The organism is Pseudomonas sp. Ant30-3 (assembly GCF_000690905.1).
In the GTDB taxonomy this organism is placed as follows: Bacteria; Pseudomonadota; Gammaproteobacteria; order Pseudomonadales; family Pseudomonadaceae; genus Aquipseudomonas.
Window position 1 is genome coordinate 1 of record NZ_JMCL01000083.1, and the last position, 21,395, is coordinate 21,395.

Genomic DNA, 21,395 nt, shown 5'->3' on the forward strand with positions numbered 1-21,395 from the left:
ACTGGGGGCGAGCCAGCAGGTGGCGCAGAGGGTGGCCAGTAACTCTCATCGCTGGTGGCGTAATAGCCGTTTTGAGTTGAATCGTGTGCTGAATATTGCGTGGTTCGACAGGCTGGGATTGGCGCGCCTCTCATAACCTCAATCTCTCGAACCGCCCGGTGCGGACCCGCATGCCGGGTGGTGTGGCAGGGGAGCGGCCTATGAAGGCCGTCCCCTATGCCGATTCCTGCACATAAAAAACGCCCGACACCTCTAAGTGATGAAGTACATCGAGCGTTATGAATCCGTCTGACAGGAGTGCAACTGCTAGCCACCTCGGTTACGGCACTCTCCAGCCACTGTGTACCTGATCGTATTTAGCTGCCCTTCTGAGTCTTCATATGTCATTGCGGCGGGCACCACTGCGCAGACTTTCGCAGGCCGCACCATACTAACCACCTTTACAACATCCAACTTCATCCCGTACTCGTATTGCTTAGCTACAGGAGCGCTCTTTCCCTGACTAATCGCATACTGCTCCATGGCTTTAGCATTAGCAGCCATCATTTTTTCAAAGGCCTTATCCCCTCCGCCTTCAGCAAGTACGCTTGAAGAAATCGCCAGAGTTCCAGCGAAAGCGATGATGTTCATAAACTTCATATCTTGTACCTCATATAATCATTGCTACAAGGATATCAATTCGAACATTGCGACGGCGTGGCATTAGGATTACGAATGTGTAATCAAGCTATCCATAAAAAACCCGCCACCGAAAACCGGGAGCGGGTGTTTTACATGTGTCCTACTATATTTCTTTAGTCGTCTCATCTTTAGCATCACTTGACACCACCGGGGCATTTTTCCCTTCTCTGGCAGCATATGCCTCCATTGCCCGGTCCTTCGCCGCCATCATTCTCTCGAAGGTTCTGTCTCCACCACCTTCAGCCATTGCAACCGAAGAAAGGAGCAAAGCGCCTGCGAGAGCAAATATTTGGGTAAGTTTCATTCTGACACCTCATATAGATAACGCTATTAGTGTATCAATCCGAACCTATCATCACGGTGGCACCAAGATTACAGATCCGTAATGTAACCTGCGTAAAAAGCCCGCTACTGAATCTCAGCAGCGGGCTTTAAAATCGAAGAACTATACGGTTGCTGTTTTTTCTTCTTCTGCTTCATCCTCATCTCGACGGTGCGCCCAGTGATACAGCGCAGGCAGTATCAGCAGGGTCAACGCAGTTGAAGACAGGATGCCACCGATCACCACGGTAGCCAGTGGTCGTTGGACCTCTGCCCCGGTTCCAGTGGCCAGAGCCATAGGAATAAAGCCAAGGGAGGCCACCAGAGCTGTCATCAACACTGGACGCAACCGTGTCAGGGCTCCTTCGTTGATCGCAGAACTCAACGAATGTCCCTCCTCTCGAAGATTGCGGATGAAAGCGATCATCACCAGACCGTTCAGCACCGCCACTCCCGACAAAGCAATGAAACCAACACCCGCCGAGATTGATAGCGGAATATCACGTAGCCACAAAGCCATGACTCCACCCGTCAACGCGAATGGAATCCCGGTGAACACCAACAGGCCGTCCTTGAGATTGTTGAACATCATGAACAGTAGGGCGAATACCAGGAGCAGGGCCACCGGGACAACGATCTGTAGGCGTTTGGCCGCTGATTGGAGTTGTTCGAACTGCCCACCCCAGTTGATCCAATAACCGGCCGGGATCTGCACCTCTTGATCAATGGCGCTGCTGGCTTCCTGTACAAACGAGCCGATATCTCGTCCACGCACGTTGGCGCTGACGATCACCAGACGCTTACCGTTTTCACGACTGACCTGGTTCGGCCCCAGCACCAGATCGAGGGTCGCCACTTCTGAAAGGGCAATGAAACCGATCTGATCGGCATTGCCATTGAGCAGCGCCGGCACTGGAATCAGCAGCGTGGACAATCCCTCGACGTCCTTGCGCATGGCGTCGGATAAACGCACCACCATGTCGAAGCGGCGGTCTCCCTCATACATCGTACCGGCCTGGCGGCCACCGACCGCCACCGCAATGGTGTCTTGTACGTCGCCAACGTTCAGACCGTAACGTGCAGCTTTGTCACGGTCGATGTTGATGGTCAGCACCGGCAGCCCCGTCGTCTGCTCGACTTTGACCTCGGAGGCGCCATCGACCTTCTGCATGGACGCGGCAATTTTCGCAGCGGTGCTGTTAAGCACCGCCATGTCATCACCAAAGACCTTGACCGCCACATCACTACGCACGCCTGAAATCAACTCGTTAAAACGTAGTTGAATAGGCTGGGAAAGCTCATAGTTGCTACCGGGCATAGCGGCCGCAGCTTTCTGGATCTCGGCTGTCAAAGCCTCCCGGGATTTATCTGGATCAGGCCATTGATCCTTCGGCTTGAGCATCACATAACTGTCAGAGATGTTCGGTGGCATTGGATCGGAGGCGATCTCTGCGGTACCGGTTCGAGCAAACATCCGCTCGACTTCAGGCACTTTTTCCAGCACAAGTTTTTCCAGGCGCTGCTGCATTTCCACCGATTGCGTCAGGCTGGTACCGGGTACTCGCAATGCTTGCAGGGCAAAATCGCCTTCGCTGAGACTCGGCACAAACTCACTGCCCATTCGACTGGCGACCACACCACACGCAGCGATGACGCCTAGTGCCATGGCGAATGCCAGCGATCGATGGCTCATGACCCAATCCAGCGCGGGTGCATACACCCGACGCGCCCCACGCATGATCACGTTCTCTTCTTCCTTGACCTTGCCCGTCACGAACATGGCAATTGCCGCAGGAACAAAGGTAACGGACAGCAGCATGGCGCCGAGCAAGGCGATCACGACGGTAAACGCCATGGGGTGGAACATTTTCCCTTCGACACCGGTCAGGGCAAAAATCGGCAGATAAACGACCATGATGATCAACTGGCCGAAAATCAGCGGTCGACGGGCCTCCTTGGCTGCTGCAAACACTTCGTGAAAGCGTTCGGAGCGCGTGAGGATGCGCCCGTGGTGCTGCTGCGCATGGGCCAGACGCCGGATGGCATTTTCGACAATCACCACCGCACCGTCGACGATGATGCCGAAGTCCAGAGCCCCAAGGCTCATTAGGTTGGCGCTGATTTTGTTGGTAAACATGCCGGTGAAGGTGAAGAGCATGGCCAGAGGAATGACCATGGCAGTGATCAGTGCTGCGCGAATGTTGCCCAGGAACAGGAACAGAATCGCGATTACCAGGATTGCACCTTCAATCAGGTTCTTCTTGACCGTGGCAATCGCCTTGTCCACCAGGTTGGTACGGTCGTAAACGGTGACCGCCACCACCCCTTTGGGCAGTGAGCGATTGATTTGCTCCAGCTTGACGGCAACGGCCTGAGACACGGTACGGCTGTTCTCGCCGATCAACATGAACACTGTGCCGAGTACGACTTCACGACCGTTTTCGGTAGCCGCGCCAGTGCGCATTTCACGGCCGATATCCACGGTCGCCACATTCTTTATGCGGATAGGAGTGCCATCGACGTTGGCCATCACGATATTGGCGATGTCGTCGGTGGTCGCCACCTGGCCGGGGGCACGAATCAGTAGTTGTTCGCCACTGCGCTCAATGTAGCCGGCGCCGACGTTGGCGTTGTTGCGTTCCAGCGCTGTCACAAGGTCTGTCAGAGTCAGCTTGTAAGCCGCCAAGCGTTTTGGATCGGGAGCAATCTGGTACTCCTTGGCGAACCCGCCAATGGTGTTGATTTCGGCGACCCCGGGAACGTTGCGCAGCTGAGGTTTGATAATCCAGTCCTGGATCACCCTCAGGTCGGTCGGAGTATAGGGGCTGCCGTCCTCCTTGACGGCGCCTTCTTCGGCCTCGACCGTCCACAGAAAAATCTCACCCAGGCCGGTAGAGATTGGCCCCATGACGGCTTCCACGCCCTCGGGCAGTTGTTCCTTGGCCACCTGCAATCGCTCGTTGACCAATTGCCGAGCGAAGAATAGGTCAGTGCCTTCCTTGAAGATCACCGTGACTTGCGACAGGCCCGAGCGTGAGAGCGAACGCGTCTGCTCAAGTGCCGGCAGGCCTGCCATGGCGGTTTCGATGGGGAAAGTGATGCGCTGCTCGGTCTCCAGCGGCGAGAAACCTGCGGCACCCGTATTGATTTGCACCTGGACGTTGGTGATGTCGGGTACGGCGTCGATCGGCAGCTGCTTGTAGCTGGCTATGCCGAGGCCGGCCATGAGGAGAACCGCGAGCAGTACGATGATGCGCTGCTCGATGGCAAATTGGATCAGGCGTTCGAACATGAGAACCTTCTCGTGGAAGTGGCGGATCAGTGGGCGTGTTCAGCCGAGGCTTTACCCAGTTCTGATTTCAGAATGAAGCTGCCGGCAGCAGCGACTTGAACACCGGGCTCCAGGCCCTCTGTGATCTCGACCAGACCCGCCGCACGGCTGCCTATTACCACCGGCTGCGCCTTAAACCCGTCATCAGTTCGAACGAAAACTGTTGGCTTATCCTCGACCGTCTGGATCGCCGCTTCTGGCACTGCGACTTTCGTCAGCCGAGTATCGGTGTCAACCAGCACTGTCACGAACAGCCCGGGACGCCAAGCGCCTTGCGGGTTCGCCAGAGTTACGCGAACCGTGGCGGTACGGGTCTGCTCGCCCAACAAATTCCCGACGTAAGCCACGGTTCCCGTGACTTCGGCGTTCAACTCGGGGGCACTGACCGTGACGGCCTTGCCCACCAGCACCTTGTTCAGATCCTTGGGGGAAACGCCGAAAGTTACCCACACACGCGACAAGTCCGAGAGGGTGAAGGCATTGGTGGTTTCGCTGATAACCTCACCGAGACCCAAGTGTTTCTCGACTACGACGCCGTCAAACGGCGCACGCAGCTCATATCGGTTGCCGCCGCTGACCACCGAGCTGCCACTGAGTACGCTGATTTTTTGTCGGGTATTGCTGAGGGCGATTTCGGCTTCTTGCAGAGCCTGGCGGGCTTGAAGGAAATCCTGTTCGGCAGAGATTTTGTCCTGCCATAACTGGCGCTCACGCTCGTAGGTGGTACGCGCCAACTCCAGACGACGTTGCGCCGCAGCTTGCTCACTGCGCTGATCAGAAATTTGTTGGCTGGCGATCACGGCCATTAGCTGACCTTTTTTCACCTGTTGGCCAAGATTGACATGTACCGACTCGACGACACCGGGCACCCGGGGCACCACATGCGCAGTGCGGTCTTCATCGAAACGGATTTCTCCAGGAAAGGGCAATGAAAGGCTAATGCTCTGTGCCTTAGCTTCGGCCAACTGGATACCGGCCGAGCTGATCTGCTCGTCGCTCAGTGTCAGGTGACCTTCTTGCGTTTCGCCTTCGGCATGTCCGCCTTCAGCTGACTCCTTGGCGGCACCCTCGTTGCCGTGATCGTCGGGATCGTCGTGGCCCTGTTCTTCTTGCGCCTGAGCCTCAGTGGACGGTACTGACGTGCTACCCATCCAGAGCGAACCAATTCCTATGCCCACCGTCAGGGTCAGTGCGGTGACAAGGATTTGTTTTTTATCCATGGAGACTCCCTGCGCAGCTCAGTTGGCAGTCACGGAATACCGTGGCACTGCGATGCTGAGCAGCGGTAAAAAAAGCGTTATATGAAATTCAAGGGGTACGAGTGAGCTGGTCGACATCACCGAAAATTCGCTCGATGCGCACCCAGGCGTCTGTCGCCTCTGCAATGGCCTGGATGTATTGGGTGCGTGCGCTGATTAAGGTGCGCTGGGCATCGAGCACGTCCAGGAAGTTGAATTTGCCCATTTCGAAACCTCGGGTAGCGGTGTCGACGGCACTTTGCGCGGCAGGCAGGATGGTTTGATTGAACGACGTGACTTCGGTGTTCGCCGTCATCCACTGATCCAGAGTGGTCTGGATTTCTGTGCGCAGACGTAACTCACTGGCATTGCGCAGGTCGCGGGCCTGATCAGTTCGGCGGGCGGCTGCCAGTACATTGCCCTGGTTACGGTTGAACAACGGGATGGGCATCGACAGCCCCACGACATTCACCCGCTCGCGTTCCCTTTCATCGTATTGGCTGCCGACACTCACGGTGAGGTCCGGAATACGCTGAGCTTTCTCCAGGCCCAGGGAGGCTTCACGCTGATCGATTTGCAGCTTTGCCAACCGTAGTTCTGCGGTTTCACCAATGCGATCAAGCAGCAGTGAAGGTTCCGGCACCGTTGGCATCGACCGGCCTGAATCCCCCACAGACGCGAATGCAGGCAACGGTGCCCCCATGACCTGAGCGAGTTGCTGATAGGCACGGGCCTCATCCCGCTCGGCTCGCCTCAATTCCAGGCGCACCTCAGACAGCTGGACCTCTGCTCGCGTACCTTCAACAGGCGATGACTTGCCGCTGTTGATACGCCCTTGAGCAACACGCAAACCGCGCTCGGCGAGTTCAAGGGATTGACGTGACAAGAGCAACCTTTGCTGCGCCGTTGATGAGCTGTAAAACGCCTGGATGACATCGGCACGCAAAACATTACGTTTGCGCTCCAGTTCAATTCCAGCCGCATCCTGAGCTCGGCTGGCAACGTCTATCCTGGCCCCACGCTTGCCACCAAGCTCGATCGGCTGGTTGATCATCACCGTCGTAGTGCGTGAATTTCGTCGGGTATCTTCAGCCTCCCAGGACAGCTCGGGGTTAGGAATCAAGCCCGCTTGTTGTCGACCTCCTTTAGCGATACCAATTTCCCACTGGGCTGCAGCCAGGTCGGGATTGTTGGCAAAGGCCGTTTCCAGTGCTTGATCCATGGTTAGCGTCTGCGAAGACGAAACTGCGGCGAAGCTGGTGCCTGCCAGTGAGAACACACCACTTAAGCCTACTACCAGTAAGGCCTTTTTTATGCTCAAGGGTGCAGTTAACTTTCTATGCCGACGCAATTTCATAGATCCTTTAACGCTAATATTCTATGCATAAATGTAGAGTTTTCCACTTATCAGCAAGGTGACTGAAAAATTACAAATACGTTATTCAGCGATCCGGCTGTATTTTTTGCACTAGTATAGGAGGAGTTAAAAAATAGATGCATAAGGTCGGCAATATGACGAAACAGATCTCAGGCCAATATCTGCCGAACAGCACTTGTCGAAGCTTGATAAGCATGGGCGTCGTCATTCATGGCTAGATTCAAGAGCTCTTTGTGCGACACATTGTCGCAAGAGGCTGCTTTGATGGCTCAAGAGCGGGGCTTTGGCTTGACCCTGTAGCAGCTACAGGCTTTAGGATGATGATCATTAGCTAGCGGCTGGACATTGAGGCCACGAACAACTGACGAGTTTCAAAGTCGTATTATTTCGGTCAGAAAACCCTAAAAAAGTACTAACTTTTCTGAATTAACTAATTATTTTTTGCCATTAAACATGGGTGACATATCATGCGAATCCTTGTCATTGAGGACGAGCCTAAAACTGCCGAATACTTGCATCAAGGGCTGACTGAAAGTGGCTATATTGTAGACCGTGCAGTAACTGGCACAGATGGACTTCATCTGGCGCGTCAACATGTCTATGACTTGGTGATACTTGACGTTAATCTTCCAGAACTTGATGGTTGGGGGGTTCTTGAACGTCTGCGCCAAAGCAGTAATGCCCGGGTCATGATGTTGACGGCCCGAGGGCGCCTGGCGGACAAGATCCGCGGATTGGATTTAGGCGCCGATGACTATCTGGTCAAACCGTTTGAGTTTCCTGAGCTACTGGCACGGGTACGAACCCTGTTGCGCCGCAGTGAGCACATTCCTGTCCCGCAGGTACTCAAGGTAGCCGATCTGGAGCTCGACCAAGGACGCCACCGTGCTTTTCGGGGTGATCAGCGCATAGATCTGACGACCAAGGAGTTTGCGCTTCTGCACCTGCTGATGCGTCAGACTGGAGAAGTGCTCTCCCGCACCCAAATCATTTCATTGGTCTGGGACATGAACTTTGACTGCGACACTAACGTTGTCGAAGTCTCAATTCGTAGATTGAGAGCCAAAATCGACGACCCCTTCGATAACAAATTGATCCATACGCTACGCGGTGTTGGCTACGTACTGGAGGCGCGCGAATGAAGCCGGTCAGCCTGTCAATGCGACTAGGTTTGACGGTGAGTATTCTGGGGACGTTGCTGGTAGTGTTTTTGGCTGTCCTGGCTTTTTTCGCGTTAACGCATGAGTTGGACAAGCTGGCGAAAAGCAGCCTGGACAATAAAATGCAGCAGGTTGAACACCACCTCTCACTATACGAGGACACGGCCGACGTAAACTCGAAGCCGCACTTATTGCTGGATCAAGTCATGGGGCATGACAATCTGAACCTGGCCATCTATGACCTGACAAACCTCAGGACGCCCTTACTGAGATTCGGGTCTGGTTTGTTGGATCCGCGGATTGAGTTGAAGGCTGCGACTGCTGCCGCCGACAAGATTTCATTCTCCGCCAGTTCCGATGGTGAGGGTCGACACTCCCTTACCGCGTCCAAGCTCATGCGATTAAAGAACGGTATGAGCGTTCCCGTATTGCTGTCGATGGATGGTGCAAACGATGAAGCGCTGCTCAGCGCGTATCTTCGGTCGACGATTATTACTCTGCCGCTTTTGCTGATACTCATCGGAATAAGTGCTTGGGCCGTAGTGCAGCGAGGACTTTCTCCGCTGAGAGAGTTCCGGAAGGTCGCCGCCATGATCTCGGCTCAAGACCTCAGCCATCGACTCTCTGTGGTCAAAATGCCTCAGGAGCTCAGTGAGCTGGCCCATGGCATCAACTTCATGCTGCACCGACTCGACAACGGTATTCAGCAGCTGTCGCAGTTCTCCGATGATTTGGCCCACGAACTGCGATCCCCCATCAGCAATTTGATGGGCAAGGCCCAGGTGACCCTGTCTCGGGAGCGGCCGGCCGAAGAGTACAAAGCGGTGCTGGAGTCATGCACCGAAGAGTTGGGCCGTGTCACCCGAATTGTCTCGGATATGCTCTTCCTTGCTCAGGTCAGTCACCCCGCGGCGCTCGTCCCGTTCGAGACAATTACTTTAAATGATGAAGCATTGAAGGTCGTCGATCTGTTTTCACTGTCTGCGGAAGAGAAACGGGTCAGCCTGAGCGTCACCGGACACGGCAAGACCATTGGCGACAGGTTGATGATTCAGCGAGCAATATCAAACCTGTTGTCCAACGCGATACGCCACTGCCCGCCAGGACAATCCATTTCAATTGTTATCGAAAACCATGCCGAACAAGTTTCGCTACTTGTAGGCAACCCAGGCGCAGGGATCGAGCCTCAGCATCTGGCGCACTTGTTCGACCGCTTTTATCGAGTCGATACCAGTCGTTCGCGTGCGGAAGGTGGTACCGGTCTTGGCTTGGCGATTGTTCGATCGATCATGAGCCTCCATCAGGGAACGGCGGAGGTTCAAAGCATGCCTGGCAGCATCACCACTTTCAGGCTGAGTTTTCCAAACCTCGACGGACAGACTACCTGGCAGCAGGCAAGAAAGGCTCAGGGGTAATTTCCGCCATCAAGCACCTGTAACTAGCGCTTAACGCCCCCCCTGCACCACTGGAAATGCTCAGGTGGTTCAGGGGCTTATTGTCCGTTGAGGTCTGACCACATGGCGGACCACACCTAGGCATGGATGTTCGCGAGGTACCTTTCTAGTGCTGCATGCCTTCGTTTTCTTCGAGCCCGGCATGAAACTGCGAGTTCTCTAATTGAAGGGTCGTATGGCTAATACGGAATGCCTCGCTCATCAGTCGAGTCACCTCAGCCAATATATCTTGCTCGGCTCGGGAGGAACGCTGGACGACAAGGTGTGCACTCATGACATTCTTCCCGCTGGTCAAAGCCCAGATATGCAGATCATGGATATCCTCAACGCCTTCAACCGCCCTGATTCTCACCTCCACTTCAGCGATATCGATACCATCTGGAACCCCTTGCAACAGGATGTTCATGCTTTCTTTGAGCAAAACCCAGGTTCTGGGGAGAACCCACAGCCCGAGAGCCGCGGCAACGATCGAGTCAACCCAAGTCCATCCGGTAGAACGGATGATCAATGCCGCCCCTATTACGCCTATGGAGCCCAACATGTCGCTCCAAACCTCCAGGTACGCGCCTTTGACGTTAAGGCTTTCGGCACTGGCAGACATGAGCAAGCGCATTGAAACAAGGTTCACAACCAGCCCTATCACGGCGACGATCAGCATGCCTGTCGATTGGATTTCTGTCGGAGTTTTAAACCGCTGATAGGCCTCGTACAGGATGTACACCGCCACCATGAACAACAGAGTCGCGTTGAAAGCAGCTGCGAGGATTTCAAATCGTGCATAGCCAAATGTCCGTTTTTTATCCGCAGCGCGTTTGGCGATCTGAATAGCGACCAATGAAATAGCCAGGGCAGTGGAATCGGTCAGCATGTGAGCGGCGTCGGATAACAACGCCAAGCTGCCGGTAATGAAAGCCCCAATGACCTCTGCGACCATAAAGCTTGTCGTCAGCGCCAGAGCAATCCATAACTTTTTCTCGTGCCCTGCACGTGCTTGACCGTGACTATGACCAGCGCTCATATGACTCTCCATGTGTGTGAACGGATGCGACAACGACTCAGAAGACCGCCCCGGGTTACTCTTCGCTAAGAAGTGACTCCAGTTCTCGGGAGAGAGGCATCACCTGAAACGCACTGACTCGAGCGCGCCGGTATTTCCCGAAGGTACCCATACTTTAGAAAATAGCAGTGCTGCGAAGACACGTGGTATTTGTCCCCAAACCTCCCGAGGATCTTGTGCCCGGATGCCCACGTACAACATCAAGACGTGGGACTTTACATGTAGCGAGGTACGGCGCTGTGCCAGGATGTGGGTCCGCTCCAACCAATGGTAAGCGCGCTTATAATCTCGGGCCCGAATCGCAATACGGGCCTCGCCGAAGCCCTCAAGAGTTGCCCGATGCAACATCGCTTTCATGCGTAATCTCCGGACTATTTTTTCAGCAATCGCAGCCCATTCAGCACTACCAACAGGCTGACGCCGACATCTGCAAACACCGCCATCCACATGGTGGCCAAGCCCATCAAAGTGAACACCAGGAACAGAGCTTTGACGCCCAAGGCGAACCCGATGTTTTGCTTTAATACCGTGGCGGCTTGTCGAGACAGGCGGAAGAATGCCGGGATTTTCCGCAGGTCATCATCCATCAGCGCGACGTCAGCCGTTTCGATTGCGGTGCCGGTACCCGCAGCGGCCATAGCGAAACCGATCTGGGACTTGGCCAAGGCCGGCGCATCGTTTATCCCATCGCCGACCATCCCCACCACACGACCACGGTTCTGCAACTCAACAATGGCCTCGAGCTTGTCGGCGGGCCGCAAATTTCCTCGCGCCTCATCAATCCCGACTTGTTGCGCAATTGCCTGCGCAGTGTGTGAGTTGTCACCTGTCAGCATCATGGTCCTGATGCCCAGTTCATGAAGTTCTTTGATTGCGGTTTGACTTGAGTCCTTCGCCGTATCGGCAACCGCGAACAGCGCCATGACCTGCGTAGCGTTGCTCAATGCCACAACGGTTTTCCCCTGGCGCTCCAGACGACTCAGGGATTCGTTCAGTTGTGGCGTACCAAGACCCAATTCCTCAATGAGACGATGATTGCCCAGGTGATAAAGCTCACCCTCGACTATCCCCTTTACACCACGTCCGGGAAGGGCTTCAAAATTCTCGACAAGCTTGAGCGCTGAGGCGTCCAAGGCCGCGTGTTTAGCGATGGCCTTTGAGGCCGGGTGATCCGAGCGACCGCCCAGACTGGCGGCAATAATCTGAGGGTCTAGTTCTGAAATCTCGGCCAATGATCAGGTCAAATAGAGTGGCCTGTTGCGCGGTGTTTTTCATCAGCCCTCGGCCCACATCTTCCGATCAGTCACGGTGGCGGACCAACCGTTCTCGCTCACGTCATCGATGACGTCGCCGTCGGTGCGTTTGTGGAAATTGTAGTAGTCCGACTGCTTCTTGAGTGTGGCCATGACACGATCAGGATCTTCATCGGTCCAGTCAGACAGTATCACGACGTAGTCGCGAGTGGCTGTGGTACCAGTAGGTGCCGTTCTGGCGAACCTTGAATTTGTAGACGTACATGTCGTCTGGCTCGATACCGTGGAAGCTCAGGCCCGACATACCGTCTATATTGGCGGGCAGCAGGAGGCGGTGCCAATGGATGGAAGTGTTCTGCTCCAGGCGGTTTTTCACTCGCAGGGTGATGGTGTTGCCTTCACGCCAGCGCAGCAGAGGTCCAGGCAGGCTGCCGTTGATGGCCATGGCTATGCGCGGCGAGCCGGTGATATTCACCGGGGTTTCGCCGATCGATAGATCGAACTCCGTGCCGGATAGCACAGTGAGTTGACTAGGGCTGGTTACCGCCCAAACTGGGGGGCGCCACAGGCCTAGGCCTGCAAGAATGCCTCCGGCAGCCAGGCCTTTGACTAAGGTCCGTCTAGAAGTTTTGGAGTGCATGCCGTTTTTGTCAAATCAGTCAAAAGAAAGCAGTGCTAAACAGCCTGCGTGTGTTGCTTGCAGGTTGAACTGCCTTTCAGGCGTTTCTTCTCACACGGCTAACCAGCCGAGCCCGCTGCCGCTATAAGTCAGATGCACGCGCCAACGAACGTAGAAGTTGGCACATGTGAACCATCCGGATGATTACATTTCTGTCAACTTGGGGACGATAGACAGATCAGCAACTGGCGTGACCGGTCGCCTTGGCCTTGCTTTCAGCTACTGGGGCTTCTGCCTTCTGCTTCTGTGCAAGCTGGTAGTCCATCGAGACTTTTCGGGCTTGCTCCATATGCGCGATTACCCGGTCACCGCCACCTTCGGCCATAGCCAGGGAGGAGGCAGTCAGAGCGGTGATTATGAAGAGCGCTTTTATGGATTTCATTTGGGTATCCTCAAGTGAGATTTGGTTACCCCGTTGACTCCACCTCTCAAGGTGGTTCCGGGGGCTGAGCTTCAGGCGCGAAGCAACCATACCCATGTCGCCCTGTCAGAAACCTTAGGTGTACATTACATTTGTGTCAGGTTGCGATTTCCTCCTTGAACAGCCTGCTGCTCAATCCGTAAGGTCTCGTCCATCCTAAGCAATAATGCACGGCAGACTGTAGTGGTCTAATGAAACCTGACACCTCGATCTGGCGAGCATTCTCACCTAAATAGGTTCCGGGATTAGTTGACCACTACAGCTTGCCGGCCTTCACGGCTATTAACGTGCGCCAGTATCCGAAAGCCAAAGAAAGAGGCTGCGTCGTACTTACGGGATTACATCAAGTAGGTCCGCGAAAAAGGCGGGATGATTTTATAGCAGGCATCGTAGCCCTCCTCAGCCGTGGGTTAGCGGCTAGACCTGTGTTAGAGGTCACAAACGACCCGACGAAAGCGACGGAGTCGGTCGTTCTAGCCTTCCCTGAATAAGGCAAATACAATGGCATTCAGGGCGACGGTAGATGGTTTGGAGAGGGCTATGTTTATGAGCATAGCCTTACCTTTCTAGCCACCGTCTCCCCTTCATTTCACTCTAGCCGGTGGTCAACCCTTTTTGCAACGGCTTGGCCAGCTCTGATTCCCCATTGCGATACAGCAGGTGATAAAGCGCTGGCAACACTAAGAGGGTCAACAGCGTCGACGAAATGATACCGCCAATCACGACGGTCGCCAGGGGGCGCTGCACCTCGGCGCCGGTGCCAACATTGAGGGCCATTGGCACGAAGCCGAGGCTGGCGACCAACGCGGTCATCAGTACGGGGCGCAAGCGAGTCATCGCTCCATTGACGATCGCATCGTGCAATGGCTCGCCATCGGCTCGTAGCTTACTAATGAAGCTGATCATCACCAGGCCATTGAGCACTGCCACACCAGACAGCGCGATAAAGCCCACGCCGGTGGAGATCGAGAATGGGATGTCGCGTAGCCACAAAGCCAGCACACCGCCTGTCAACGCCAGTGGCACACCGCTGAATACGATGGTGGCGTCTTTCGCCGAGCCGAAGGCCATGAACAGCAGTCCGAAGATCAACAGCAATACCACTGGCACTACTACCGTCAGCCGCTGACTTGCCGAGATGAGCTGCTCGAAGGTACCACCGTACTCAACCCAGGTACCTACCGGCAGCTCGACCTCTGTAGCGATCTTGGCGCGCAGCTCTTCGACGAATGAGCCCAAGTCGCGACCGCGTACGTTGGCAGTGACCACCACGCGTCGTTTGCCATTCTCGCGACTGATCTGATTTGGGCCCAGTTCGGATACGATCTTGGCGACTGCGCTAAGCGGCACATGTCGGGGTGCGGAGACCAAACCTGCTTCATTGGAGTCGGCTGCTGCGGGTAGGGCAATCGCAAGGTCTGCGAGTACGTTGGGGTCAAGGCGCTGGCTGTCATCCAGGCGCACGACAATGTCGAAGCGGCGATCGCCGTCGAACAGCTGTCCGGCGGTGCCGCCACCCAGCGCCACGGACACGGCATCACCCAGATTGACCACTGAAAGACCATACCGCGCCAGTGCCGCGCGGTCGGGGATAATCGTCATCAGCGGCAACCCGGTGACCTGCTCCAGCTTCACGTCTGCCGCCCCGTCTATCCCGGCGGTAATCGTCTCGATATTTGCTCCGACAGTGGCCAGTTGCTCCAGGTCGTCGCCAAAGAGTTTGATTGCAACCTCGGCACGTACACCCGCGATCAGCTCGTTCATTCGCATCTGAACGGGTTGGGTGAACTCGTAGTTGTTGCCTGGGATGGCCCGGACTGCGGTTTCCATTTCTTCGACAAGCGCGGCTTTGGACTTGCGTGGGTTCGGCCAATCGGCGCGGTCCTTGAGTATGATGAAGGTATCGGCGACAGAAGGCGGCATTGGGTCAGTAGCTACTTCGGCTGTGCCAAGCTTGGCGACCACCTGTTCGACTTCAGGAAATGCCTTGATTCGCGCTTCGAGTTGCTCTTGCATGCCGATTGCCTGAGTCAGACTAGTGCCCGGAATACGCAGTGCGTGCAAGGCTATGTCGCCTTCGTCCAGGTTGGGAATGAACTCTGTGCCAAGGCGCGTCACCAACATACCGGCCAGTACGGTCAACACGATTGCCCCTGCCACAACGGCCACGGGCATGACCAGAACCTTGTGCAGCAGAGGCGCATAGATACGCTTCAACCCGCGCATGGCCCGGGTCTCATTTTCGTTGACCTTGCCGGCGACGAATTGCGCCACCGCTGCTGGCACGAACGTCAGGGACAGCGCCATCGCTGCGGTCAGTGCCATCACCACGGTAATTGCCATGGGGTGGAACATTTTCCCTTCGACACCGGTCAGGGCAAAGATCGGCAGATAAACGGCGGTGATGATGAACAGACCGAACAGGCTGGGCTTGATGACCTCCGCGCTGGCCGCGGCAGCCAGTTCGAAGCGCTCCTCGCGACTCAGCAGGCGCCCAAGTGAATGCTGGCGTTCGCCGAAGCGGCGCAGGCAGTTCTCGACGATGATCACCGCACCATCGACGATGAGACCGAAGTCCAGGGCTCCCAGGCTCATCAGGTTGGCCGAGACACGGTTGTGCACCATGCCGGTTATGGTCAAAAGCATGGTCAAGGGAATCACCGCAGCGGTGATCAAGGCTGCGCGCAGGTTGCCGAGCAGTAGAAACAGCACGGCCACGACCAGCAATGCACCTTCCACCAGGTTCTTCTGCACGGTTGCGATGCTGCGATCGACAAGGTCAGTGCGGTCATACACGGAGAGTGCACTGATGCCGTCGGGCAGCGTCTCGTTGATCTCCTTGAGCTTGTTCCCCGCACGCTGCGCGACATCACGACTGTTTTCGCCGATCAGCATGATCACCGTGCCAAGCACCACTTCGCGGCCGTCCTTGGTCGCCGCGCCGGTTCTGAGTTCGGAGCCTTCACTGACTTGGGCGACGTCACTGATGCGCAGTGCCAGCCCTTCGCGCATTGCCACCACCACTTCGCTCAGGCCCTCCGCTACACCGATCTGGCCGTGCAGCCGAATCAGGTGTTGCTCGCCGGAACGTTCGATGTAGCCGGCCCCTGTATTGGTGTTGTTGCGCTCAACTGCACTGAGCAGATCGTTCAGGGTCAGATCATAGGCAACCAGCTTGGCTGGATCGGGAGAGATGAGAATCTGGCGGACATGGCCGCCGATGGTGTTGACCTCCGTTACTCCCTTGAGATTTCGCAACTGAGGCCGAACGACCCAATCCTGCAGGCTGCGCAGGTCCGTCGAAGTCCATGGTGTGCCATCGGCTTTCATTGCGCCGGGTTCGGCTTCGACGGTATACATGAAGATTTCGCCAAGCCCGGTTGCTACCGGCCCCAAGTTCGGCTCCAGCCCTTGTGGCAGCTGCGCTGCGGCTTGCTGCAGCCGCTCGGCGACTTGTTGCCGGGCGAAGTAAATGTCAGTGCCATCCTCGAAGACTACGGTGACTTGGGACAAGCCATAGCGGGAAATGGACCGTGTGTATTGCAAGCGAGAGAGGCCGGCCAAGGCGGTCTCGACCGGATAGGTGACCCGCTGCTCGGCTTCCAGGGGCGAGTAGCCCGGCGCTTCGGTGTTGACCTGCACCTGAACGTTGGTAATGTCGGGCACCGCGTCGATCGGCAGGCGGCCGTAGTTCCAGATGCCGAGCGCAGAAACGCCCAGCATCAGAACTAGGACCAACCAGCGATGCGCTATCGCGGCGCGGATGGTTTTTTCTAACATGGCGCTTCCTCAGTGGTCGTGGCTGGCGCCGGATTTATCGATGTCGGCTTTGATCAAGAAGCTCTGCTCGGTGACGTATGACGTCCCTGGCTTGAGCCCGCTCAGCACCTCCACATATTCACCATCGCGCGTACCTAGCTCGAGCATCCGTACTTCGTAGGTTTCGCCGATCTGGGCAAATACCACGGTGAAATCGCGAAACCGTTGAAGGCCCGACTCCTTTACCGCTAGCGAGGCCTGGCGCTCATCGAGGGTAACATCGCCTTCCACGGCCATGCCCGGACGCCAGCTGCCGTCGGGGTTGGCAATGCTTGCGCGGGCGACAACGCTCTGACCACGGGTGGTGAGTGGCAGCAACCTATCGATGACGGTCTCTGTTACGGCATCATGGGTGGCTGCACGGATGCGCACCGGTTGACCGGCGGCCACTCGCGAGGCGTTCTCGCCGATCGCGTGCAGTTCCACCCAGACCCTGGACATATCGGCCATCTCGATGAGGGTATTGCCGTCGGCGACGTCGCCGATATTGGTATTGAGTGCCAGTATCACGCCATCGAACGGCGCGGTGATGGTATAACTGCGCAGACTGTCATTGCCCTCGACCACCACCAACGTTTGCCCACGGCTTACGTTTTGGCCGTGTTGCACCGCAACTGCACGCACGATACCGGGAAAGCGTGCCTTGATTGCCGCGCGACGGTTGGCATCCAGCACGACATTACCGACCAGACGTACGCTATCGCGTATCACGGCGGGGCCTGCTGCTTCGACGTTGACGCCCGCATCCTTCGCGACGTCGGCGGGGATGGTGGTGCGGCCTTCATAGGAAGCGAACTCCCACTGGTGGGTTTTGTCGCCCTGTTTGGCGCTGACCCTGACATCGAACGAGTGGGGCTCGACTACGGTGCCGCTACCGGTCAAGTAGTCGTTCTCCGGTTGGAAGGTGAAGCGGTTGACCTCGCCATCCAGGCGCTCAAGTTCGACCGTGGCTTGAATCTCGGATGGATCCAGCGGTGTGTCGTCTTGATAGGCGTAGAGCCGATACTGTGGCGGTACGTTGGTTTCGAAGATTGTCACTTCGAGAGCAAAGTTACCCGCGCGCAGCATGCGGCCTCGATGGGGGCCGCGCTCATAATCGGCATTGGCGGTCGCCTGGTCTTCACTGGGTTTGGCGGCCGAACTCGATTCGCCACAGCCGACGAGAACAAGGGACAGGGCTAACACAAGAATAAGACGGTCAATCATGGCGTAGGTCCCGAAGCGACGGCGGTGAGGCGTTCGACTTCAACGAGTAGGGTGTGGTAGCGGGCGGCGGCGTCAATAACGCGTGTGCGCTGGTCGAACAACGTGCGTTGAGCCTGGGTCAGTTCGATGAAGGAGGTGCGGCCAGCATCGAAGGCGTGGCGAGCGAAAGTGAATGCCTGCTCGGCCTTGGGTACCAGACGCGTACGCAAGGCCTCATACTCGGTACGCGCCTGCATCAGTTGTTGGTACAGCCCGAACAGTGACTGGTAACTTTCCATGCGCTGGGCCTCCTGGCGGGAGACCAGCGCCGTAAGCTGTGCATCGGCTTCTGTGATCGCATACGAGGCACGCGGTTTGCTGCCCAGCGGCACCGAAACCGACATGACCAACCCCTGATCGTCCAGCTCCTCGAACCGACGTACACCGAGGCTGAGGTCGATGTCCGGCTTGGCGCTGGCTTGTGCAACCCGACGTTTGGCAGCAATGGTGTCGGCCTCGAAGGCCGCATTGCGCTGAACAAGCGACATAGGCAAGCGAGCGGCTAGCGTCTCGAAGGTTTCAATTGATGGCAATACGTGGATATTGCCTTCAACCTGGAGGAAGTCGGGCTTGATCGCCCCCCAACTTGCGGTCAGCGCGACCTTGCTGCTCGCTAGGTCTCGTTCGGCCGCATCGCGTTTGAGTTCGGCATCGCCTACAACGATCTCTGCTGCACGTAAATCGGATTCAGGATTGCGCGCCGCCGCCACCCCTCGGGCAACTTCGCGACGTGTAGTGTCGGCTAATTCGAGCTGCTGGCGCGCGAATTCCAGACGGTACTGGGCGGCTGCCACCGCGATGAAACGCCCGGTGGTCCGACTGGCGACCTCCAGGCGTGCGATGTCGGAAAGGTGCTGCTGGCGCGCCATCTCTGCCGCCCCCAGTGCTTGCCGGGCAGCCTGCTTGCCACCGAGTTCGATGACCCGACTCAGGCGGAGCGTGGTTTCAGCGGATCTCAGGCCGCTCAAGCTGCCGGTACCGCCGACATTTTCCAGATCGACACCGACACTGTATGGCGTCGAGAGACTTCCAAGCTTGGCACGGGCCTGCACTGCTTGCAGATCGGCCTCTTGAGCCGCTATGAATAGATCTGAAGCGAGGCTACGCGCTACAGCCTCCTCAAGACGCAATGAATCGGCAGCCATCCCTACAGGGATACTGCAAAAGACCCCGGCAAAAGCCGGTGCCATGAGCCAACGCAGGTTCAAGGAATACCTCCGAATTATCGATAAACAACGCAATGCAGGCAGCCAAAAGCAGCCTGTTGGATGTCGTCAGATAATCGGAGGGCGGTAGGGCGGAAGCGGCGCTTCAGAGGGGGGGGAAGACACGACCAGGCGACTCCCAAGAGAGGAGGAAGCCATATCGTTTTGCGTCATCATCACCGGTAGTTGGGGCAATCCCGTTGAGGTCGTGCCTATATCGTGTGCATGTAAAACCACGTCACCCACAGGCTCTGAACGCCCCGAGTGATTATCGTGCTCGAACGAGGCAACGCTGGCTGGCGCGATTTCGTGACCATGTTCCACAGCCCCGCCTGTATGGGCATGAACCTTCCCTGACGGTAGTGCCGCGCAGGCGATTGCCAGCAGCAGCAGCATACTGGCTAGCCGCCCGATGGGACGTCTGATCCAGAGGTGCAGGGATTGATGGAAGGCTCGCATAGTCATCCGGGGGTCATGGCCTAGTGCACGGATTGGTTACAACTCCGTCTGTATGGGGTTTGGGGAGTAATGGAACAGAAAGTGCACTTAAGCCCAGCGCCTGCCCGCAAACCCTCTTTAACGCTAATATTCTCGGCATAAATATAGAGTTTTCAACTTATCAGCAAGGTGACTGAAAAATTACAAATACGTTATCCAACGATCCGGCTGTATTTTTTTGCACTAACATCGGATGAGTTAAAAAATAGATTATAAAAAGCCTCCGGCGCGTGAGAATTTCCTCTACGTGCCGGCAGACATAATTCCATACAAAAGATAACTCAAGTGTGACCTGAAAATTACTTTTATGTCAGCTAACAGTAAGCGCACTTAAACAATTAAGCCAAATAATATGAGACATGGCTCCTTTGGACTAGCCTCCGTGCTGGCATTTGGTACCCATAACTCTGTACTCCAAAGTGTTGAGTTTGCCAGCAGAGTCCTCATAGGTCATGCGCGAAGGCGCAACATCACAGGATTTGTTGGCTTGCGTGACACTAACTACCTTCTGAACATCCAGGTTCATACCATATTCATAATGAACAATCTCAGGTATGGCTTTACTATTTTTGAGAGCATATTGCTCCATCGCCTGTTGATTTTCTTGCATCATCCGACCATAAACACGATCTCCTCCGCCTTCAGCCATGGCAAAGGATGAAACTGCCAATATCGAAATAGCGATGACTGCATTCAATGTTTTCATGATTCTACGAGCTCTAATTCACTGGTGACTAGATAGTAGCTAATGATACCTGTCAGAAAGCTGCCGCTAACATTACATATCTGTCAGGCAAGGTCTTGGCTCCGTTAATGGCATACTTTAGGAAACTCTGAAAAAGACTTCCATCTCTGGTGAAATACCCGCCAGACACGAACACGACGGTTTTTCCCCATGAAACAGATGTCCTTCGCTGATGCCGAGTACGCCGGCAAACGTAAGCAGACCCGCCGCGAGCGCTTCCTGATTGAAATGCATCAGGTCGTGCCCTAGAAGGGCTTGATTGCCTTGATCGAACCGCATTATTCGAAGGGCGAAGTCGGTCATCCGGCGTATCCGTTGATGGCGATGCTGCGGGTTCATCTGATGCCGAACTGGTTCGGCTCCAGCTATCCGGCGATGAAAGAGGCACTGTACGAGACCACGATCCTGCGCCAGTTTTCCGGACTACATCTGGATCGAATTCCCGATGAGACCACGATCCTGAACTTCCGCCGCCTGCAAGAAAAACACGAACTGGCGGGCGGGATTTTGCAGGTCATCAACGGTTATCTGGACGATCGTGGCTTGATGCGGCGCCAAGGCACCGTGGTCGCGAGGATCATTCATGCCCGAGTTCGACCAAGAACAAGGACGGCAAGCGCGATCCGGAAATGCATCAGATGAAGAAGGGGAGAAGAGGGAAAACGGAAAAAATCGTACGCGTGCGACGTGAAGTCGCACCAGTTATTGTCTCACCTCGATAGAGGTAGTGAGACTCGTTGTTCCCTCAACGGTAGCCTACCGGTGCAGGCGAAGCTGGTAACGGCTTGCTCTGAAGCCACCGGGACAATGAAGTCCTTCGAAAGAGAAGGAAAAGCCGCGAGGTGATTCCAACCGCTACCAGCATCAGGTGGCGAGGATGCTTGGCTGGATAATAGGACCAACATAAGTG

General features: G+C 55.8%; 14 protein-coding genes and 4 pseudogenes. 4 read left to right on the forward strand and 14 right to left on the reverse strand.

The window, feature by feature from the left end; genetic code table 11:
* Nucleotides 1-136, forward strand: a pseudogene (locus DU29_RS1000000133365) (group II intron reverse transcriptase/maturase); the annotation flags it as partial.
* Nucleotides 137-306: 170 nt separating this feature from the next.
* On the opposite strand, the gene DU29_RS0120100 reads toward DU29_RS1000000133365, so the two are convergent.
* From DU29_RS0120100 to DU29_RS0120120, 5 genes are all read right to left on the reverse strand, one after another.
* Nucleotides 307-639: a DUF2790 domain-containing protein gene (locus DU29_RS0120100; RefSeq protein WP_028623302.1), complete on the reverse strand. Its 333-nt coding sequence runs from the start codon at nt 637-639 to the stop codon at nt 307-309.
* A 145-nt stretch (nt 640-784) separates the two neighbouring features.
* Nucleotides 785-985 (reverse strand): co-regulatory protein PtrA N-terminal domain-containing protein, encoded by a 201-nt coding sequence (locus DU29_RS0120105; RefSeq protein WP_028623303.1) that lies wholly within the window; start codon nt 983-985, stop codon nt 785-787.
* Between the two features lie 141 nt (nt 986-1,126).
* Entirely contained in the window at nt 1,127-4,294 is a 3,168-nt protein-coding gene (locus tag DU29_RS0120110; RefSeq protein ID WP_028623304.1) for a CusA/CzcA family heavy metal efflux RND transporter, read from the reverse strand.
* 26 nt (nt 4,295-4,320) lie between these two features.
* The gene (locus DU29_RS0120115) at nt 4,321-5,553 is read right to left on the reverse strand and encodes an efflux RND transporter periplasmic adaptor subunit (protein WP_028623305.1); all 1,233 of its coding nucleotides are present in this window, start codon (nt 5,551-5,553) and stop codon (nt 4,321-4,323) included.
* Nucleotides 5,554-5,641: 88 nt separating this feature from the next.
* Nucleotides 5,642-6,928: a TolC family protein gene (locus tag DU29_RS0120120; protein WP_236645632.1), complete on the reverse strand. Its 1,287-nt coding sequence runs from the start codon at nt 6,926-6,928 to the stop codon at nt 5,642-5,644.
* A 488-nt stretch (nt 6,929-7,416) separates the two neighbouring features.
* Between DU29_RS0120120 and DU29_RS0120125 the strand changes: the two genes are divergently transcribed.
* Nucleotides 7,417-8,091 (forward strand): heavy metal response regulator transcription factor, encoded by a 675-nt coding sequence (locus DU29_RS0120125; RefSeq protein WP_028623307.1) that lies wholly within the window; start codon nt 7,417-7,419, stop codon nt 8,089-8,091.
* Nucleotides 8,088-9,524 (forward strand): heavy metal sensor histidine kinase, encoded by a 1,437-nt coding sequence (locus DU29_RS0120130; RefSeq protein ID WP_028623308.1) that lies wholly within the window; start codon nt 8,088-8,090, stop codon nt 9,522-9,524. The genes DU29_RS0120125 and DU29_RS0120130 overlap by 4 nt, the downstream gene beginning before the upstream one ends.
* A 145-nt stretch (nt 9,525-9,669) precedes the next feature.
* On the opposite strand, the gene DU29_RS0120135 is transcribed toward DU29_RS0120130, so the two are convergent.
* The 9 genes and pseudogenes from DU29_RS0120135 to DU29_RS0120180 all read right to left on the reverse strand — a co-directional run bounded on the left by DU29_RS0120135 (nt 9,670) and on the right by DU29_RS0120180 (nt 20,446).
* Nucleotides 9,670-10,581: a cation diffusion facilitator family transporter gene (locus DU29_RS0120135; protein WP_028623309.1), complete on the reverse strand. Its 912-nt coding sequence runs from the start codon at nt 10,579-10,581 to the stop codon at nt 9,670-9,672.
* Nucleotides 10,582-10,680: 99 nt separating this feature from the next.
* Nucleotides 10,681-10,977, reverse strand: coding sequence for a DUF3703 domain-containing protein (locus DU29_RS01000000130230; protein WP_328286344.1), 297 nt, complete (start codon nt 10,975-10,977; stop codon nt 10,681-10,683).
* Nucleotides 10,978-10,991: 14 nt separating this feature from the next.
* A pseudogene (locus tag DU29_RS01000000130235) lies at nt 10,992-11,819 on the reverse strand (HAD-IC family P-type ATPase); the annotation flags it as partial.
* Nucleotides 11,820-11,900: 81 nt separating this feature from the next.
* Nucleotides 11,901-12,513: pseudogene (locus tag DU29_RS1000000131675) on the reverse strand (multicopper oxidase domain-containing protein); the annotation flags it as partial.
* A gap of 217 nt (nt 12,514-12,730) precedes the next feature.
* The gene (locus DU29_RS0120160) at nt 12,731-12,934 is read right to left on the reverse strand and encodes a co-regulatory protein PtrA N-terminal domain-containing protein (protein WP_028623311.1); all 204 of its coding nucleotides are present in this window, start codon (nt 12,932-12,934) and stop codon (nt 12,731-12,733) included.
* A 633-nt stretch (nt 12,935-13,567) separates the two neighbouring features.
* Entirely contained in the window at nt 13,568-16,753 is a 3,186-nt protein-coding gene (locus tag DU29_RS0120165; RefSeq protein WP_028623312.1) for an efflux RND transporter permease subunit, read from the reverse strand.
* 9 nt (nt 16,754-16,762) lie between these two features.
* Nucleotides 16,763-17,998 (reverse strand): efflux RND transporter periplasmic adaptor subunit, encoded by a 1,236-nt coding sequence (locus tag DU29_RS0120170; RefSeq protein WP_152635569.1) that lies wholly within the window; start codon nt 17,996-17,998, stop codon nt 16,763-16,765.
* Nucleotides 17,995-19,245 (reverse strand): TolC family protein, encoded by a 1,251-nt coding sequence (locus DU29_RS0120175; protein ID WP_028623314.1) that lies wholly within the window; start codon nt 19,243-19,245, stop codon nt 17,995-17,997. Before DU29_RS0120175 ends, DU29_RS0120170 begins: the two co-directional genes overlap by 4 nt.
* 868 nt (nt 19,246-20,113) lie before the next feature.
* Complete coding sequence (locus DU29_RS0120180) at nt 20,114-20,446, reverse strand: DUF2790 domain-containing protein (RefSeq protein ID WP_028623315.1); 333 nt, start codon at nt 20,444-20,446, stop codon at nt 20,114-20,116.
* A gap of 189 nt (nt 20,447-20,635) precedes the next feature.
* Between DU29_RS0120180 and DU29_RS0120190 the strand changes: the two are divergent.
* Nucleotides 20,636-21,141 (forward strand): annotated as a pseudogene (locus tag DU29_RS0120190) (transposase); the annotation flags it as partial.
* Nucleotides 21,142-21,395: the final 254 nt, after the last annotated feature.

Excerpts from the sequence above, each read along its gene's own strand:
- DU29_RS0120130 (WP_028623308.1), top strand. The coding sequence starts at position 8,088 with ATGAAGCCGGTCAGCCTGTCAATGCGACTAGGTTTGACGGTGAGTATT.
- DU29_RS0120115 (WP_028623305.1), bottom strand. The coding sequence starts at position 5,553 with ATGGATAAAAAACAAATCCTTGTCACCGCACTGACCCTGACGGTGGGC.
- DU29_RS0120110 (WP_028623304.1), bottom strand. The coding sequence starts at position 4,294 with ATGTTCGAACGCCTGATCCAATTTGCCATCGAGCAGCGCATCATCGTA.
- DU29_RS0120165 (WP_028623312.1), bottom strand. The coding sequence starts at position 16,753 with ATGTTAGAAAAAACCATCCGCGCCGCGATAGCGCATCGCTGGTTGGTC.
- DU29_RS01000000130230 (WP_328286344.1), bottom strand. The coding sequence starts at position 10,977 with ATGAAAGCGATGTTGCATCGGGCAACTCTTGAGGGCTTCGGCGAGGCC.
- DU29_RS0120100 (WP_028623302.1), bottom strand. The coding sequence starts at position 639 with ATGAAGTTTATGAACATCATCGCTTTCGCTGGAACTCTGGCGATTTCT.
- DU29_RS0120170 (WP_152635569.1), bottom strand. The coding sequence starts at position 17,998 with ATGATTGACCGTCTTATTCTTGTGTTAGCCCTGTCCCTTGTTCTCGTC.
- DU29_RS0120180 (WP_028623315.1), bottom strand. The coding sequence starts at position 20,446 with ATGAAAACATTGAATGCAGTCATCGCTATTTCGATATTGGCAGTTTCA.
- DU29_RS0120105 (WP_028623303.1), bottom strand. The coding sequence starts at position 985 with ATGAAACTTACCCAAATATTTGCTCTCGCAGGCGCTTTGCTCCTTTCT.
- DU29_RS0120160 (WP_028623311.1), bottom strand. The coding sequence starts at position 12,934 with ATGAAATCCATAAAAGCGCTCTTCATAATCACCGCTCTGACTGCCTCC.
- DU29_RS0120125 (WP_028623307.1), top strand. The coding sequence starts at position 7,417 with ATGCGAATCCTTGTCATTGAGGACGAGCCTAAAACTGCCGAATACTTG.
- DU29_RS0120135 (WP_028623309.1), bottom strand. The coding sequence starts at position 10,581 with ATGAGCGCTGGTCATAGTCACGGTCAAGCACGTGCAGGGCACGAGAAA.
- DU29_RS0120120 (WP_236645632.1), bottom strand. The coding sequence starts at position 6,928 with ATGAAATTGCGTCGGCATAGAAAGTTAACTGCACCCTTGAGCATAAAA.